Source organism: Kineococcus halophytocola, from assembly GCF_041276425.1.
Classification (GTDB): Bacteria; Actinomycetota; Actinomycetes; order Actinomycetales; family Kineococcaceae; genus Kineococcus; species Kineococcus halophytocola.
Genome location: NZ_JBGFTU010000008.1, coordinates 174,886 through 191,534, shown reverse-complemented (window position 1 = coordinate 191,534; position 16,649 = coordinate 174,886). Strand labels below are relative to the sequence as shown.

The 16,649-nt window shown below is 76.0% G+C and carries 17 protein-coding genes and 1 riboswitch; of the genes, 3 read left to right on the top strand and 14 right to left on the bottom strand.

Going from position 1 to position 16,649, the window contains the following annotated elements; genetic code table 11:
- Nucleotides 1-208: 208 nt before the first annotated feature.
- The 13 genes from AB2L27_RS09115 to AB2L27_RS09055 all read right to left on the bottom strand — a co-directional run bounded on the left by AB2L27_RS09115 (nucleotide 209) and on the right by AB2L27_RS09055 (nucleotide 14,691).
- On the bottom strand, nucleotides 209-574 hold the full coding sequence (locus AB2L27_RS09115) for a heat shock protein transcriptional repressor HspR (RefSeq protein ID WP_370441169.1): 366 nt from the start codon (nucleotides 572-574) through the stop codon (nucleotides 209-211).
- Nucleotides 575-675: 101 nt separating this feature from the next.
- A complete protein-coding gene (locus tag AB2L27_RS09110; RefSeq protein WP_370441158.1) occupies nucleotides 676-1,728 on the bottom strand; it encodes a DnaJ C-terminal domain-containing protein in 1,053 nt (350 codons plus the stop codon).
- 40 nt (nucleotides 1,729-1,768) lie between these two features.
- Entirely contained in the window at nucleotides 1,769-2,359 is a 591-nt protein-coding gene (gene grpE, locus AB2L27_RS09105; RefSeq protein WP_370441157.1) for a nucleotide exchange factor GrpE, read from the bottom strand.
- The gene (gene dnaK, locus AB2L27_RS09100) at nucleotides 2,359-4,233 is read right to left on the bottom strand and encodes a molecular chaperone DnaK (RefSeq protein ID WP_370441156.1); all 1,875 of its coding nucleotides are present in this window, start codon (nucleotides 4,231-4,233) and stop codon (nucleotides 2,359-2,361) included. Before dnaK ends, grpE begins: the two co-directional genes overlap by 1 nt.
- A 940-nt stretch (nucleotides 4,234-5,173) precedes the next feature.
- The gene (locus tag AB2L27_RS09095) at nucleotides 5,174-5,779 is read right to left on the bottom strand and encodes a response regulator transcription factor (protein ID WP_370441155.1); all 606 of its coding nucleotides are present in this window, start codon (nucleotides 5,777-5,779) and stop codon (nucleotides 5,174-5,176) included.
- Complete coding sequence (locus AB2L27_RS09090; RefSeq protein ID WP_370441154.1) at nucleotides 5,776-7,014, bottom strand: sensor histidine kinase; 1,239 nt, start codon at nucleotides 7,012-7,014, stop codon at nucleotides 5,776-5,778. Before AB2L27_RS09090 ends, AB2L27_RS09095 begins: the two co-directional genes overlap by 4 nt.
- A gap of 50 nt (nucleotides 7,015-7,064) precedes the next feature.
- A complete protein-coding gene (locus AB2L27_RS09085) occupies nucleotides 7,065-9,089 on the bottom strand; it encodes a YcaO-like family protein (RefSeq protein ID WP_370441153.1) in 2,025 nt (674 codons plus the stop codon).
- Between the two features lie 7 nt (nucleotides 9,090-9,096).
- Nucleotides 9,097-9,258, bottom strand: a complete 162-nt coding sequence (locus AB2L27_RS09080) for a hypothetical protein (protein WP_370441152.1) — start codon at nucleotides 9,256-9,258, stop codon at nucleotides 9,097-9,099.
- Nucleotides 9,259-9,435: 177 nt separating this feature from the next.
- Entirely contained in the window at nucleotides 9,436-10,515 is a 1,080-nt protein-coding gene (locus AB2L27_RS09075; RefSeq protein ID WP_370441151.1) for an ABC transporter permease, read from the bottom strand.
- Nucleotides 10,512-11,552, bottom strand: coding sequence for an ATP-binding cassette domain-containing protein (locus tag AB2L27_RS09070; RefSeq protein ID WP_370441150.1), 1,041 nt, complete (start codon nucleotides 11,550-11,552; stop codon nucleotides 10,512-10,514). The genes AB2L27_RS09075 and AB2L27_RS09070 overlap by 4 nt, the downstream gene beginning before the upstream one ends.
- Before the next feature lie 105 nt (nucleotides 11,553-11,657).
- Nucleotides 11,658-12,497 carry an energy-coupling factor transporter transmembrane component T gene (locus AB2L27_RS09065; RefSeq protein ID WP_370441149.1) on the bottom strand — a complete coding sequence of 280 codons (840 nt, stop codon included), beginning with the start codon at nucleotides 12,495-12,497 and terminating at the stop codon, nucleotides 11,658-11,660.
- 89 nt (nucleotides 12,498-12,586) lie between these two features.
- On the bottom strand, nucleotides 12,587-14,080 hold the full coding sequence (locus tag AB2L27_RS09060) for an ATP-binding cassette domain-containing protein (protein WP_370441148.1): 1,494 nt from the start codon (nucleotides 14,078-14,080) through the stop codon (nucleotides 12,587-12,589).
- Nucleotides 14,081-14,088: 8 nt separating this feature from the next.
- Entirely contained in the window at nucleotides 14,089-14,691 is a 603-nt protein-coding gene (locus tag AB2L27_RS09055; RefSeq protein ID WP_370441147.1) for an ECF transporter S component, read from the bottom strand.
- A 51-nt stretch (nucleotides 14,692-14,742) separates the two neighbouring features.
- A riboswitch (TPP riboswitch) is annotated at nucleotides 14,743-14,847 on the bottom strand.
- A gap of 49 nt (nucleotides 14,848-14,896) precedes the next feature.
- Here AB2L27_RS09055 and AB2L27_RS09050 point away from each other — a divergent pair.
- The 3 genes from AB2L27_RS09050 to AB2L27_RS09040 all read left to right on the top strand — a co-directional run bounded on the left by AB2L27_RS09050 (nucleotide 14,897) and on the right by AB2L27_RS09040 (nucleotide 15,612).
- Complete coding sequence (locus AB2L27_RS09050) at nucleotides 14,897-15,037, top strand: hypothetical protein (protein WP_366171461.1); 141 nt, start codon at nucleotides 14,897-14,899, stop codon at nucleotides 15,035-15,037.
- Between the two features lie 15 nt (nucleotides 15,038-15,052).
- Nucleotides 15,053-15,355, top strand: coding sequence for a DUF4235 domain-containing protein (locus AB2L27_RS09045; protein WP_370441146.1), 303 nt, complete (start codon nucleotides 15,053-15,055; stop codon nucleotides 15,353-15,355).
- An 83-nt stretch (nucleotides 15,356-15,438) separates the two neighbouring features.
- The gene (locus tag AB2L27_RS09040; RefSeq protein ID WP_370441145.1) at nucleotides 15,439-15,612 is read left to right on the top strand and encodes a CsbD family protein; all 174 of its coding nucleotides are present in this window, start codon (nucleotides 15,439-15,441) and stop codon (nucleotides 15,610-15,612) included.
- A gap of 3 nt (nucleotides 15,613-15,615) precedes the next feature.
- On the opposite strand, the gene AB2L27_RS09035 is transcribed toward AB2L27_RS09040, so the two are convergent.
- The gene (locus AB2L27_RS09035; RefSeq protein WP_370441144.1) at nucleotides 15,616-16,593 is read right to left on the bottom strand and encodes an SDR family oxidoreductase; all 978 of its coding nucleotides are present in this window, start codon (nucleotides 16,591-16,593) and stop codon (nucleotides 15,616-15,618) included.
- Nucleotides 16,594-16,649 lie beyond the last annotated feature (56 nt).

The window sequence follows — 16,649 nt, the reverse complement described above, 5'->3', positions numbered from 1 at the left end:
TGTCGTGGGGTAGGTGGGCTTGGGCGATGTCCCACTCGGCGTCGGTGAGGTCGGAGGGGTAGGGAGTCCTGGTGGGGACGCTCATGGTCCTACCGTGCACACATCACCCCCTTTGAGGACAACCTCTCAGGACGTGCGGGACGCTCTCAGCGGGCTGGGGAAGCAGAGAACCCCGCCCACCGTGCGGTGGACGGGGTTCCCGGACGTGTCAGCGGCTGCGGTCGGGCCGCCAGACGACGAGCGCGGTCGAGCGCTGCGACTCCGGCCGCCGCCCCATCGGGGTGGCGACGATGTCGCCGGCCATCCCGGCGGCGAAGATCCGCCGGGCCTGCTGGCGGACCAGCGCGATCTCGGTCTCGAGGTCCTCCACCCGCTGCCCGAGGGCCAGGACCTGGTTCTCCAGGTCGAGGATCCGCTTGATCCCGGCGAGGTTCACGCCGTCCTCCTGGGACAGGCGCTGCACCTCCCGCAGCTGGGCGATGTCCCGCGCGGAGTACCGGCGGCCCCGCCCGCGGGCCCGGCTCGGGGAGACGAGGCCGAGGCGGTCGTACTGCCGCAGCGTCTGCGGGTGCATCCCCGCGAGCTCGGCCGCGACCGAGATGACGAACAGCGGACTGTCGTCCTGGTACACCGTTCCCCTCCTCGTCTCGACCGGGACGCCCCGCCCCGGGAACCTCAGCTCCGCGCGCGGTCGGCGAGCCCGGCGCGCGGGTCGTCGCCGGCGGTGGCCTTCGCGAACGCCTCGACGGCCTCGCGCACGGTGCCGTCGACCCGCTGGGGCACGACGACCTCGACGGTGACGAACAGGTCACCCCGCTCGTCGCTCGAGCGGGACCGCTTGACGCCCCGGCCCTTCAGCCGCAGGGAACGCCCCGACGGCGTCCCGGCGGGGACCTTCACCCGGACGGTCGTCCCGTCCAGGGTCGGTACCTCGACGGTCGCGCCGAGCACGGCCTCGTCGAAGGAGACCGGCAGCGTCATGCGCAGGTCGTCCCCGTCCCGGCGGAACACCGGGTGCGGTTCGACGTGCACGGTGACGAGCAGGTCACCGGTCCCGCCGGGACCGGCCAGCCCCTTGCCGCGCAGCCGGACCTTCTGGCCGTCGCGCACGCCCTGCGGCAGCCGCGCGTTGACGGTCCGGGCCGGGCCGCCCCGCGGGTCCGGGACCCGCAGGGAGACCGTCTTGCCCTCCAGGGCGTCGCGGAACGTGACGCGCGCCGAGGCGTCGAGGTCCTGACCGCGGGGCGGGGTCTGGGGACCGGCACCACCGAAACCTCCGGGGAAACCCCCGGGCGCGGCACCACCCTGGCCGAACAACCCGCCGAGCAGGTCCTCGAACCCACCACCGCCGGCGGCACCCCCGGGGGTGCCGAAGCGGGTCCCCCCGGGTGCCCCACCGCGGCCCTGGCCGAACAGCCCGCCGAGCAGATCGTCGAACCCCGCGCCGCCGGCCGGGCCGCCGCCTCCCCCGGAGGAGAACCGGGCGCCCCCGCCGACCATGGCGCGGATGCCGTCGTACTGCTGACGCTGCTCGGGGTCGGACAGGACCGCGTAGGCCTCACCGACCTCCTTGAACCGCTGCTCGGCCGCGGCGTCACCCGGGTTGGCGTCCGGGTGCAGCGTGCGGGCCTTCCTGCGGTACGCCTTCTTGACCTCGGCCGCGTCGGCGTCGTGGGAGACGCCGAGGATCGCGTAGAAGTCCTTCTCGGCCCAGTCCTGCATGCTCACCGGCGTCCCCCTCCCTCGATCTCGTCAGTTCGTCCGCAGGTCATCCCTGCGGGTCGGCCACCGCGACGCGGGCCGGGCGCAGGATCCGCTCGCCGAGCTTGTACCCCGGCTGCAGGACCTTCGTGCACGTCGCCACCTCGTACTCCTCGGAGTGGCTGTGCATGAGCGCCTCGTGCACCGCCGGGTCGAACGGCTCGCCGTCCTGGCCGTACCGCTCCAGGCCGAACCGCGAGAGCGTGGCCTCGAGCTTGTCCGCGATCGCGACGAACGGGCCGGTGAGGTCACCGTGCTCGCGCGAGAGGTGGACGTCGTCCAGGACCGGCAGCAGCGCCTCGGCCACCCCCGCGACCGCCGCGTTCTTGGCGACGTCGCGGTCCCGGTCGACCCGCTTCTTGTAGTTCACGTACTCCGCGTTCAGCCGCTGCAGCTCCTCCAGGCGCGAGGCCGCGAGCTGCTGGGCGGCCTCGAGCTCGGCGTCGGCGGCGCCGTCGTCCGGGCCCCCCGCGGTCGGAGCCGCGGGGGCCGCGGGCTCGGCGGCCTCGGCCGGTGCCTGCTCGCGCACCTCCCCCGTCTGGGGGTCGATGCGGCGGTTGTCGCGGACCACGGTGGGTTCGGAGAACTCCTCCGCCATCACTTGTCCTTCTCGTCGTCGACGACCTCGGCGTCCACCACGTCCTCGTCGGAGGACGAGCTCTTGCTGAAGTCGGGGCCGGCCTGGTCGCCCGCGTCACCGGCGGGAGCACCCTCGGACTGCTGCGCCGCGTACATCGCCGCACCCAGTTCCTGCGAGGCCTGCGCCACGGTGTCGGACTTGGCCTTGATCTCGGCCGCGTCGGTGCCGTTCAGGGCCGTCTTCAGCTCCGCGACGGCGGACTCGACCTTGGCCTTGCCGTCGTCGGGCAGCTTGTCGGAGTTGTCGGCGATGAACTTCTCGGTCTGGTAGACGAGCGCCTCGGCCTGGTTGCGGGCCTCGGCCTCCTCGCGACGCTGCTTGTCCTCGTTCGCGTGCTGCTCGGCGTCCTTGACCATCCGGTCGATGTCCTCCTTCGACAGCGCGCTGCCGCCGGAGATGGTCATCGACTGCTCCTTGCCCGTGCCGCGGTCCTTCGCGTTCACGTGCACGATGCCGTTGGCGTCGATGTCGAACGTGACCTCGACCTGCGGCACGCCGCGCGGGGCGGGGGCGATGCCGGTCAGCTCGAACGTGCCCAGCGGCTTGTTGTCCCGGGCCAGTTCGCGCTCGCCCTGGAACACCTGGATGAGCACCGAGGGCTGGTTGTCGTCGGCGGTCGTGAAGACCTCCGAGCGCTTGGTCGGGATGGCCGTGTTGCGCTCGATGAGCTTGGTCATGATCCCGCCCTTGGTCTCGATGCCCAGGGACAGCGGGGTGACGTCGATGAGCAGGACGTCCTTGCGCTCACCCTTGAGGACACCGGCCTGCAGGGCCGCGCCGATGGCGACGACCTCGTCCGGGTTCACGCCCTTGTTGGGCTCCTTGCCGCCGGTCAGCTCCTTGACGACGTTCGTCACGGCCGGCATGCGGGTGGACCCACCCACGAGCACGACGTGGTGGATGTCGGCGAGCTTGACGTCGGCGTCGCGGATGACGTCGTGGAACGGCTTCTTGGTGCGGTCCAGCAGGTCCTGCGTCATCTGCTCGAACTGGGCGCGGGTGAGCTGCTCGTCCAGGTGGACGGGGCCGTTCTCCGTCATCGACAGGTACTGCAGCGAGATGCCGGTGCTGGTGGCCGTCGAGAGTTCCTTCTTGGCCTGCTCGGCGGACTCGCGCAGGCGCTGCATCGCGATCTTGTCCTTGGACAGGTCGATCCCGTAGGAACCCTGGACCTTCTTCAGCAGGTGGTCGACGACGCGCTGGTCCCAGTCGTCACCACCGAGGTGGTTGTCACCGGAGGTCGCGCGGACCTGGATGGTGGAGAACCCGTCCTCGTCCTTGCCGACCTCGAGCAGGGACACGTCGAAGGTCCCGCCGCCGAGGTCGAAGACGAGGATGAGCTCGTCCTCCTTGCCCTTCTCCAGCCCGTAGGCGAGGGCGGCCGCGGTCGGCTCGTTGATGATGCGCAGGACGTTCATCCCCGCGATCTCGCCGGCCTCCTTGGTGGCCTGGCGCTGGGCGTCGGAGAAGTACGCCGGGACGGTGATGACGGCGTCGGTCACGGTCTCACCGAGGTAGCTCTCGGCGTCGCGCTTGAGCTTCTGCAGGATGCGGGCGCTGATCTCCTGCGGGGTGTACTTCTTGTCGTCGATCTCGACGGTCCAGTCGGTGCCGACGTGGCGCTTGACCGAACGGATCGTGCGGTCGACGTTGGTGACGGCCTGGCGCTTGGCGATCTCGCCGACCAGCACCTCACCGTTCTTGGCGAAGGCGACGACGGAGGGCGTGGTGCGCCCACCCTCGGCGTTGGCGATGACCGTCGGCTCGCCGCCCTCGAGGACGGAGACGACGGAGTTGGTGGTCCCGAGGTCGATGCCGACCGCACGTGCCATGGTGGATGCCCTCCCGAGCAAGATGTGACTGTTGAGCCTTCTGCACTCAAGTTCGCGGACCGCTCCGGATCTGTCAAGCGGAGACTCCGTGAACTTGAGTCTGATGGGCTCAACCCCTGGGGGCGGGCGGTTGTTCCCGGCGCCGCCCCTCGACGATGGGTCCGGTGCGGGACCGGCGCACGTCGACCTCCGGTCCGTCCACCCGGACGGGTGCTCCCTGCCGGTCCGAGCCGGTCCGAGCCGGTCCGAGCCGGTCCGAGCCGGTCCGAGCCGGTCCGAGCCGGTCCGAGCCGGTCCGAGCCGGTCTGAGCCCCTCGGCTCGCCGGCGGCCACGGGCACGGTGGACGGGTCCTCCTCAGACCGGGGGCGAGCACGGCGGCGGCAGCCCGGAGGGGCGGTTCCCGCGACCGGTCCTGCAGACCGGTTCCCCGACGGTCCACAGGACCGAGTCCTGGAGAGCTCGCGCGCGGAACGGGACGGACGTCGTCCGGAGACGTGACATCCGACGAGCCTTCGACGACGAGCCTTCGACGACGAGCCTTCGACGACGAGCCGGGCGATCCCTGCGACCGCGTCCGCGAACACCCCGGAACGTGACCACTCCCCCGGCCGTCCCGGTCGAGGCGACCGTGCTCATCGACGGTCTCGTGGTCGACGGCGCGTCCACCTCCCCGCTCACGTCGTTTGAGCTGGTGGGGGCCGCCACCACGGCCGCCGGTCCTCGCCGGCGCGCAGACCGTCAGCGACACCACGACGTCGCCGCGGGCGTCGTCGCCCCCTTCCCGTCGTCGCGGCGGGTGGACCTGATGACCGCGGCCACCGCGCGGGCCCGCGAACTACCCCTCGTCACCTCCACCCTCGACGACCACCGAGGCCCGGAGGTCGGCGCAGGACGGGCCCGTCCTGGCGACGCACGGACTCCCACCCGCTGCCCGCAGGTTCAGATCCAGCCGTTCCCCTGCGCGATGTTCACCGCGTCCGTCCGGCTGCGCGCGTGCAGCTTGTCGACGATCACCGACAGGTAGTTGCGCACCGTCCCCTCCGACAGCGACAACCGCTGCGCCGTCTCGCGCACCGTGCACCCCTCGGCCACGAGCGCCAGCACCTCGGACTCGCGCGGGGTCAGCGGGGAATCCCCGCGCTGGACGGCCGCGGCGGCCAGTTCCGGGTGCAGGACACGACCCCCGGCGGCCACCCGGCGGATGCCGTCGACGAGGTCGTCGACCGGTGCGTTCTTCAGCACGAACCCGTCGACCCCGGCGGCCAGGGCCGCGCGCACGGCGGCGGGGCGGCCCAGCGCGGTGAGGATGACGACCCTCGTCCCGGGAACCTCCCGGCGGATGCGGGTGGCCACGGACACCCCGTCTCCACCGGGCATCTCCAGGTCCAGGACGGCGACGTCGACCGTCGTCGTGGCGAGCGCGTCGAGCACCTGGTCCCCGCGGGCGACGGACGCGACGACCTCCAGGTCGTCCTCACCGTCGAGCAGCGCGACGAGCGCGGAGCGGACGATGTGCATGTCCTCCGCGACGAGCAACCGGATCACAGCGGCCTCCCCTCCTCCACCGGCCCGGCAACCGCGGCCACCGGGACCCGGCACACCAACCGGAACGTGTCCCGCCACGCGGTGACCTCCAGCGAACCCCCCAGGGCGCGGACCCGTTCCCCCGCCCCCACCAGCCCGGTCCCGCCACCGTCGGAGGTCCCGGCCGCACCGTCGTTCTCCACCACCAGTTCCACGCTCCCGGGTTCCACCCCCACCGACACCGTGCACCACGTCGCCGCGGCGTGCTTGACCACGTTGGTCGCCGCCTCCCGCAGCACCCACGCCACGACGTCGTCGGCCGCCCCGAGCTCGACCTCCCGGTCCTGCGGCGGCGCGGCGTCCACCTCGCAGCGCACCCCGGCGTCGGTGAGCAACCGCGCGGCGGCGGCCAGTTCGGTCCGCAGCGTCAGCACCCGGTACCCGGCCACGAGCGCGCGCAGGTCCGCGGCGGCGGCGTGGCTCAGGCCCAGCACGTCGTCGAGTTCCCCCGCCAGCGCCTCCCCGCGTCCGCCGCGCTGGTGGCGGCGGGCCAGTTCCACCTTCAGGGAGATCGCCGCCAGGTTGCGCCCCAGCAGGTCGTGCAGGTCCCGGGACACCCGCACCCGCTCGGCGAGCACCTCGGCGTGGGCCAGTTCGGCCCGCGCCCGTTCCAGTTCCCGGTAGGTGGTGACGCAGCGCAGGACCAGGAACAGCAGCACCGACGTCGCGACGTAGCTGACGCCCGCGAACACCGACGTCCCCCACGCCTCGCCCGCGGCCCGGGTCAGCACCACCTGCAGGACCAGACCCGCCGAGGTGAGGACGAGCGCCGGCCGGGCCGGGAGGAGTTCCAGGACGAAGCAGGCGGTCACGGCCGACCAGGCGAGCCACCCCGGCCCCAGCAGCAGGGCCGGCACGTAGGCGACGGCGGCCAGCGCCAGCAGCGCCGTCCCCCGCGACCGCACGCCCTCGCCCGACAGCGTGCGGCGCAACACCACCACCGTGACCCCACCGGCGGTCACGGCGCTCACCGCGACGGTCGCCAGGGCCAGCACGAGGGTGGAGGAGGAACCCGGGGGGACCCAGGGGAGCTGACCCGAGCGCACGTCACCGACGACCGAGACGGACAACCCCAGGGCGCACAGCAGGAACAGCGCGACGGCCAGGGCCTGCAACCTGCGGGTGACGGCCCCCCCGGCCGGTGGAACCCGACGGGCCCGACGCCGGCGGAACCGGGCGGGGGACGGGGCAGGCACGCCGCACACCGTATCCCGCGACGCGCCCGCGCCGAGGCGTTCCCGACCGCTCAGACGGGCAGGTCCCAGGGGTTCGCACCCCCGGGCGCGGCGGGGCCCACCGGCCGTCGCCACGAGCGCAACTGGGGGCTCACGACCCGGACGACGGGGACCGCCGCGCGCGGGTGCGTCAGCTCGACGAAACCCACCTCGCACCCGGCGGCGGCCAGCCGGGAGCACCAGTCGGTGCGGACGTCGGGCGCCGGCACCACCGGGGTCGGGTCGTCGCGGACGTCCCCGTGCGGGAGAAGGTGGGGGTGGTCCTCGACGTGCTCGGCCCGCCACGCGGCGGTCCCCGCACCGTCCAGGCCGAACTCGTCCCCGAACTCCAGGCACGCGAGGACCTGCAGCAGTTCCTCCCCCGCGCGCACGACCGCCCCGGTGAGGGTCGCCGCGGTCCCGAACCCCAACGTCGTGCCCGTGCCGTCCGGCAGCACGCCGACGGCGGCGGCGACGGGGATGCCCGCCCGGTGCGTGAGGTCCAGGAACCACCCGCGCCGGCCGTGGGCGGCCAGCGCCGCGCGGATCCCGTCGGGATCGGGGTGGGCGGCACCGGTCCGCGGTTCCCGCCCCCACCACCAGTCGGCGACGGCGTCGCGTTCGACGAGTTCGGCCAGGCCCCGCCGGACGGCGTCGGGGACGTCGCCGCCCGCGGCGCAGCCGGTCGAGTCCGGCCGGGCGGTCGCGACCGCCCACCGGTCCGGGTGCCCGAACGTCACGGCGGCGGCGGGGACCCACGTGTCCGGCCACGCCCCGCCGGCCACCGGGCGCACGCTGCGGAACTCGGTGACCGCGTCCTCCCGCCACGGCCGGGGACCGGCCGCCGGCAGCACCACGCGAGATCCCGCGGCCCGCAACGTGGTCGTCGTGGTGACCACCGCGTCGGGGTCGGGGCGCCACACCGTGCTGAACCGTTCGACGGCCTCACCCAGGCAGGCCGTGAGCGCCTCCTCGGCCGTGCGGCCCGCCCCGGACGCGGTGGCCCGGCGGCGCGCACCGGCACCCCCGGACGAGGGCCGCACCGGGTGGGTGGTCGTCGCGAGGAACCGGCCGGAGGCGGCGCGGCGCACGCGGGGGTGGTCCAGGAAACCCGTCAGCCCGGACACGACACCGGCGAGGCGCCCGGCGAGGTCGGAACCGGTGGGCTCGGAACCGGCGGGCTCGGAACCGGCGGGCTCGGAACCGGCGGGCTCGGCGGGTCCGCTCCCCGGGGCCGGTCCGGGGCACGGCGGGACGGGGTGCACGACGACCTCGCAGGTGCGCAGGCGCAGTTCGCGGATCCCCGCCCGCCACCGCTGCGGCGACGACGGCCCGCCCGCGCACGCCCCCTCACCCGGGGGTCGGGCCAGCTCCTCGAGCACCCCCTCGACCGCGGCGGCGACGGCCCCGACGGCCGCGCCGTGCACCCCGGGAACTCCCGCGCCGACGGGGTGGGCGGCCCCGGCGAGGTCGGGTTCGGCGTTGGCGCGCAACGCCTCCACCAGGCACGCCGGGCACGTCCCGGCGGACCGGTGCCCCCCGCCGGCGCCGATCAGCGGGCCGATCCAGCACCGCCCGGCCCCCCAGCGCACCAGCAGCACCGCCGACCGGCGGGCCCGTCCGGTGAGCAGGTCGGGCAACCGCGGGTCGGCGTGGTCGTCGCAGGTGAGGACGACGAGGTCCGCTGCCCCGGCGTCGACGGCGGGGTTCCCGGCGGCGTTGAGGACGGCGCGCAGTTCCGCGGTTGCCGAGCGGCCCACCCCCTCCACGGCGACGGTCGGCCGGAGGGGACCGGGGGTGCGGACGAGGACATCGGAACGGACGAGGTCGGCGAGTTCTCCCGCGAGCGCGGGAACCTCCTGCGGTTCGACGCCGAGGTCGCTCAGGAGGTCGTCGGTCGCCACGGCACCGCGGCGGCGCAGCAGGGCCAGCGCGTGGGCCTGACGCTCACCGATGCGGACCCGGTCCTCGTCGTCGTCGAGGAGGAAACCCCCGCCGGGATCGCGCAGCAGACGCCACGGCCCTCGCGGTGCGAGTCCGCGAGGGCCGTTCGTCACGACCGGTTCACGCGGGGGTCTCGTCGGGCCAGCACAGGCACAGCGGGCCGGCCGGCAGGGTCGGTGTCGTCCGCCCGGGCGCGGGCGCGGGTGGGGCCGCGCCGAGGAGGCGGTCGAGTTCGGCGTCCAGGCCGGTGGCGGTACCGGCGCGTTCGGTGGTCACGGTCACGGGGAACCTCCTGGGAACTGGCTGAGCGGCACTGACGGGCTGAGCCTGTCCGCCGGCACCCCCCGGGCGGCAGTGCGCGCCTCACCGTTCCCGGGTGCGTTCCTCACGGTCGTCCACGGCGGGACGTCACCGCGGCCGGAGCGTCACCGGGGCCGGAGCGTCACCGGGGCCGGAGCGTCACCGGGGCCGGTCGGTGCGGGCGCACAGGACCGCGAGCGCCGCCCAGGCCGCGACGGCGACGAGCCCCAGCCCACCGGCCGCCAGCAGCGCCGGGGCCGGGGCCCCGCCCGCCAGGGCGTCCCGGACGCCGTCGGCGAACCAGGCCGTGGGCGCGAACCGCAGGACGGTGCCGGCGGCCGGGGGCAGGACGGAGGCCGGGAGCAGGACCCCGCCGAACAGGGCGAGCAGGACGGTGAGGACCCACAGGAGCGGGCCGGTCTCGCGGCCGGTGCGCAGCAGCCCGCCGAGGAGCGCGCCGGCGGCCGTGCCGGCGGCCGTCCCGGCCGCGGCGAGCAGGACGAGCAGGACGAGCGGGACCGGTCGCGGCGGACCGGTCCCGGCCACGACCACGACGGCGGGCACGGCCAGGAGCAGCCGGGAGGGCAGCAGCGCCCCGGCGAGCCGCACCGCCCGCACCCCGCGGGCGGTGGTGGTGCCCGTCACCAGGGCCAGCGTCCCGTGACGTCGCCAGGACCGGACGCGGCCGGCGGTGCCCGGCAGCGCGAGGACGAGGGCGGTGAGGACGAGCACCGCGGGCAGCAGCTGGCCGGTGACCCCGTGGGCGGGCCGGCCGTCGGGACCGAGGACGCGGACGGTGCGGCCGGGCAGGGCGGCCTGGACCGTCTCCCGCAGGTCCCCGGCCGTCCACGCCGCGGCCGGGGCGACGCGCACGAGGACCGGGCCGGTGGCCGGGACGGTGACGGTGGCGTCCAGGCCGGGGCCGGGGGCGCCCAGGACGGTCGCCGGGCCGGTCGCCGGGCCGGGCCCGCGGACCTCCTCGCCGGCGGCGGCCAGGGCGCGGGCGACGTCGGCGGTCCCCGGGCCCCCGGCGACCTGCACGACGTGGGCGTCCGCGCCGGCGGCGGCCCGGGCCAGGACCAGTGCGACCGCGAGCACCAGCAGCGGGGTGAGCACCGCCTGGGCCAGCAGGTGCCTGTCCCGCAGGGATTCGCGCAGCGCCGCCCCGGCCGGGGACAGCCGGCGGGGCCGGCGCCGCGGGGCCGGGGCGGGGCGGGGCGTGTCCGCGCGCAGCGTCACGGGCGACGCCGGTCGGCCGTGACCCGCCGGACCGCGTCGGCGAGGGTGGCGTGGTGGTGGTGCACCTCCCGCAGGGTGCCCAGCCCGGCCGCGAGCGTCCGCCACCGCTGCGGGGCGACGTCCGGGACGTCGACGCGGGTCAGGTCCCCCACCCGCTGGAAGGTGGCCCCGGGCAGGGCCGCGGCCAGCGAGCTGGCCTCGCCGGCGTCGCGGAGCAGGGCGGTGAGGCCACCGTGGGCGGCGGAGCGCTCGACGAGCTGCGCCGGGGCGGCGTGGGCGACGAGCCGGCCCCGGCGCAGCACGGCGACGCGGTCGCAGGCCTCGATCAGCCGCGTCCCGTCCGCGGTCTGCAGGACCTCCGGGCGCCCGCCGGCCACGACGGCCGTCCCGCCGTCGGCGCGGTGGCGGCGCAGCAGGGCGGCGAGCGCGGGGGCGGTGCCCGGGGCGGATCCGCCGACGGGTTCGTCGCACACGACGACCGGTGCCGCGCCGGCGAAGGTCACCGCGAGCTGGAGCCGTTGCCGCCGGCCGTGGTCCAGACCGCGCACGAGCACGCGGGCGGCGTCCGCCAGTCCCGCGAGGTCGAGGAGGTCGTCGGTGCCCGGGCCGGGGCGGCTGCGCAGACCGGCCCACAGCGACAGGGTCTCCTCGACGGTGAGGTGGTCGAACAGGGCCGCCTGGGAGGGCAGCGTGGCCAGGGCGTCGTCGGTGCCGGTCCCCGGGTCGCGCCCCAGGACGCGGACGGTGCCGGCGCTCGGGCGGGTGCGCCCGGACAGGACGGACAGCAGCGTGGAGGTGCCCGCCCCGCGCCGTCCCACGACGGCGAGGACCTCGCCGCGGTGGACGTCGAGGTCGACGCCGTCGAGCAGGACGGCCGGTGCTGTACCGGTGGTGGCGTCCGTGGTGGGTGGGCCGTCCGGCGGCCGGGAGGGCCCGGACCGCACGTGGACGCCGAGCGCCGCCACCGCGGGAGGAGGCCCCTGCCGGTCCCCCGGCACCACGACCGGCGCGGGCGCGCCGGAGGCGCGCTCCGGCACCGGTGTCCTCCTGCCCGCCACGACGCCCTCCCCCGAGCGGCACCCGCACGGCACGGGCCCTGCGGGGAGCCTGCCGGTCGCCGGGGCCGGCCGGTAGGTCAGCCGTCAGGTCGTGGACGTGAGGAACGCACCCCCCACCCGCAGCAGCGCGGGCAGCGCCGCGACCGCGGTCCCGCCGAGCAGGAGGACGGTGTCGGCCCGGCGCCACGGCGCGGGCAGCGCCCAGGTGCGCCGGTCGGCCCCGTCCCCGGCGAACCCGCGCGCGTCCATCGCCAGCGAGACGCGCCCGGCGCCGCGGACGGCGTCGACGAGCAGCCCGAACGACGTCGAGGCGGCCCAGCGGACCCGGCCGGCCGGGCCGCGGCCGGGACCGAGGCCGCGGACGCGCCGGGCCGCGGCGACCTGGTCCCAGGAGTCGGCCAGCGCGTCGAGGCGCCCGAGGGCGACGACGACCGCGACGACGACCCGGCCCGGCACGCGCAGGCGCTGGGCGAGGTGGTCGCCCGCCTCGGTGGGGTCCAGCCAGCCGAGCAGGAGGGCGCCGGGCAGGACGAGGACGAGCAGGCGCAGGGCGGCGGTGAGCGCCGCCCACAGGGGGTCGGGGTCGTCCCCGGCCAGGACGACCGACCACCCCACCGACAGCGCCGCCAGCGCCAGCGGCAGCAGCCGCCGCAGCGCCGCGCGCACGTCACCGACGACCAGGGGCAGGCAGAGCCCCTGCACGGCGAGGGCTCCGGCGGCCTGCCACCAGCTCTGGACGGCGAAGGCCCCGAGGGCGCAGAGCAGGGCCACCGCGAGCAGGGGCAGCGGTCCGCAGTGCCGCACGAGGGGACCGCGGCCGGCGCTGCGCCGTTGCGCGGCGGTGGGCGGGACCCCCGCGTCCACCCCCGCGCCCACCCCCGCGCCCAGCCCGTCGTCCAGCCCGTCGTCCAGCCCGTCGTCCACAGCCCGCGCGGCGGTTCCCACAGGTTCGTCCACAGTGCTGTGCACAGAGGTGTGGACGTCACCGGCCCCCGGGGCCGCTCCCCGGGGCCTCACGCCGCCACCTGCGCCCGGACGCCACCGCTGAGGTGGACCGGGGTGGTGCCGTGGTGCCGCAGCGCGTCGAGCAGCCGGGCGTCGTGGGTGCCGACGGCGACGGCGGCCCCGTCGCGGGCGGCCGCGGCCAGCAGCCCGGCGACCACGGCCCACGTCGAGCGGTCCTGCCCCACGGTCGGCTCGTCGGCCACGACGAGGGCGGGCCCGGCGGCCAGGGCACCGGCCAGGGCCAGCCGGCGCTGCTCCCCGCCCGAGAGCCGGAAGGGGTTCGCGTCGGCGTGCGCGGCCAGGCCCAGCACCTCCAGCAGCTCCTCCCCGCGGCCGGGGTCGCGGCCCAGGACCGAGGCCGTGACGGCGACCTCGGCCCGCACGGTCGCCGCGACGAAGGTGTGCTCGGGGAACTGCGGCACCCAGCCCACCCGGGCGGCCAGCTCCCGGGAGGTCCAGGTGTGCGGGGCGCGCCGCCCCCGGCGGCCCGCGAGCGCCGGTGCGGCCAGCAGCGTGCCGGAGGTGGGGGCGGCGAGCCCGGCCAGCAGGGACAGCAGGCTGGACTTGCCCGCTCCGCTGCCGCCGGTGACGGGGGTGAGCGCACCGGCCGTGAGGGTGAGGTCCACCCCGGCCAGGACGGTGGCCGGGGGGCGGGGCCGCAGGCCGCGGCGGGTGCGGACGAGCCCCAGTCCCCGCCCGCGCAGCACCTCCCCGTCCCCGGTGCCCGGGGTCGGTGCGGGGGCCAGTGCGGGGGTCAGCAGGCCGGCGGGGACCTCCAGCGGTGCCGGGGCCGGGACCCCCGGCCACCACAGGTCGCCGGTCCCGGCCGGGGCGGGGCGGGACTGGCGCACCGGGGCGTCGTGCACGACCCCGCCGTGGGCGCCGAGGACGACGACGCGGTCGACGTGCGGGGCCCAGCCGGCGACGTCGTGGTCGACGACGAGCAGGCCGCGCGCGTCCCCGGCCGCGTCCAGGACGGCCGAGCGCACGACGGCGGCCGTGGCGGCGTCGAGCATGGAGGTGGGTTCGTCCAGCAGCAGGACGGCCGGGTCGGCGGCCAGCGTCCCGGCGAGGGCGAGCCGCTGCCGCTCACCCCCCGACAGCGTGCGCACCTCCCGGTCGCGGCCGGCGGTGTACCGCGCGGCGGCGTGCGCGCGGGCCACCTGCCGCCAGGTGCGCGGCCGGTCCAGGCCGGCGTTCTCCGGGCCGAAGGCCGTGTCCCGGCCCGCCGTGGGGGCCACCAGGGCGTCCAGCGGGTCCTGCACCAGGAGCCCGACCTCGCCCGGCACCGCGGGCCGGCCGTCGAGGCGGACGTCCCCCTCGGCCTCCACGTCCTCCTCCAGCAGCCCGGCCAGGGCCCGCAGCACGGTCGACTTGCCCGCGCCGCTGGGGCCGGCGAGCAGGACCCGCTCACCGGCCGCGACGTCGAGGTCGACGTCGCGGACCAGGGTGCGCCCGCCCGCGGTGGTGACGGTCAGCCCGCGCAGGGCGAGGTGGGGCACGGCGCCGCTCAGCCGCGCTGCTCGCGCCCGGCGGGGAACGCCGAGAGCGCGCCGGTGCGGGCGAGCGCCCGGACGAGGGCCCAGCCGCCCAGACCCGCCACGAGGGCCCCGGAGACGGCGAAGCACGCCACGTACAGGACCTGGAAGCCGAGCGCCCAGGCCCCGGCGTAGTAGGCGAACAGCTCGTACACCCCCTCCAGGACGGCCGCCAGGACCCCGCCGAGCACGGCGACCCCGGGGCCCCGGCGCCGCCAGGCGAACAGCGCCACGGCGAGTTCGACCCCGATCCCCTGGATGGCCCCGGAGACCAGGACGCCGGTGGACCAGTGGCTGCCCATGAGCGCTTCGACCGAGGCGGCCGTCATCTCCGCGAGCAGGGCGGCCCCGGGCCGGCGGACGACGAGCGCGGCGACGACGGCGGGCAGCAGCCACACCCCGGACAGGATGCTCTGCACGAACGGGACCGCGGCGAACAGCGGGCTCAGGGCCGTGTAGAGGATGCCCCAGCCCCAGAACACGACGCCGAAGGCGACGCCGAGGACGGCGGCGGTGAGCAGGTCGACGGTGCGCCAGCGGTGGGCGGCGCGCGAACGGCTGAGCGTGGTGCTCATCGAGGTTCCTCCTGGTCCCAGGAGGGGGACGCGCGACCACGGTGGCCACGCGTCGAGGACGTCCCGACTCCCTACGCCGGTCTGAACCGGATCAGGTTCGAGGGTCTGCGGAAACCCGCACTCTCAGCGCCCCACGGCGCTCCCCTGTCGTTGTGCAGCGAGGGTACCCCGGCGGGTCGGCGGGACGGGAGGGGAGGATGGCCCGGTGCTGCGGATGATGCGGGGACCGGACGGTGGGCCGTCGCGGGCGGTGAAGCTCATGACGCTGGTGGTCGTGCTGGCGGTCCTGGCCGGCAGCGCCGCCGCGCTGACACCGGTCCTGGGCTGGCTCCTGGGTCTGCTGTAGGGCAGGGTTCCGGGCATGAGCTCGATCGTCTGGAAGTTCGCCGGCCCCGGGGCCGGCCTCCTCGCGACCGCGGTCGCGAGGCGCCTCACGAAGAAGGTCTGGGTCTCGGTGACGAAGTCGCCGCCGCCGGACAACCCGGAGGACCCCGACGTGGCGTGGAAGGAGGCGGTCCTGTGGGCGCTGGCCTCCGGCGCCGTCATCGGCATCACGCGGCTGCTCGTCGAGCGGCAGGCCGCGGTCTGGTACCGCAACAGCTTCGGTGAACTGCCGCCCGGGCTGGGCCCGGGCGAGGACGGGGCGGTCGAGAAGTACTCCTGAGGCGTCGTCTCCGGGTGCGGTCCCCCCGCAGCGGTGCTGCGATGGGACCGCACCGGAAACGCCGGTCGAACGGGAGGATCGCCATGAGCGCCACGGACAAGATCAAGAACGCCGCCCAGGACGTCGCGGGCCGCGCCAAGGAGGCCACCGGCGGGGCCAAGGGCGACGACGAGCTGCGCGCCGAGGGTCAGAAGGACCAGGCCTCGGCCGACCTCAAGCAGCGCGGTGAGCACATCAAGGACGCGTTCAAGGGCTGATCCTCAGCCGAACCGCTCTACCAGCCGGTCCTGCCGGGCGTCGACGTCGGGGTCGACGACCTGCAGGTCCGGGTGGGCGTCGTAGTGGGCCACGATCTCCCGCGCCCCCTGCGCGAAACTCGTCGTGGCCGCGAAACCGGGGACGAACCGCTTGAGCGTGGTGTTGTCGAAGACCACCGAGTGGGCCTTGTCCCCGAGCAGCCCCGGCCCGCGGTCGGGGGCCTCGCGGGCGATCACGTCGCTGGGGACGTGCACGATCCGGGGGTCGCTCACCCCGGCCGCGCTCGCCAGCCGCCGGGCGATGCCGTCCCACGTCAGCACCTCGTCGGAGGTGATGTGCACGGCCTCCCCCGTCACGGCGGGTTCGCCCAGCAGCGGGACGAAACCCCGCGCGAAGTCGGTGTGGTGGGTGAGCACCCACGTGGAGGTCCCGTCCCCGTGCACGACGACGGGTTCACCGCGCCGCATCCGGTCGATCGCCGTCCAGCCGTCGTCGAGGGGGACCATCGTGCGGTCGTAGGTGTGGCTGGGTCGCACGATCACCGCCGGGAACCCGTTCTCCCGCCGTTCCCGGACCAGCAGGTCCTCGCAGGCGATCTTGTCGCGCGAGTACCGCCAGAACGGGTTGCGCAGCGGCGTGGACTCGGTGATGGGCAGGCGTTCCACCGGTTTGGCGTAGGCGCTGGCGCTGGAGATGAACACGAACTGCCCCGTGCAGCCGCGGAACTGCTCCACGTCCGCGGTGACGTGCTCGGGGGTGAAGGCGACGAAGTCGACGACGACGTCGAAGGTCTCGTCCCCCACCGCGTCCCGCACGGCGGCGGGGTCGCGGCCGTCGGCCGTCAGGGTCTTCACCCCTTCCGGCAGCGGGCGACGACCGGAGCCGCGGTTGAGGACGGTCAGGTCGATCCCGCGCCGGACCGCGAGGTCGGCACAGGCGGAGCTGATGGTTCCGGTGCCACCGATGAACAGGACGCGCACGTTTCCTCCCGTCGTTCCCCCGACGGCCCCGTCGGGGGTGCCCTCACCCTAGACGC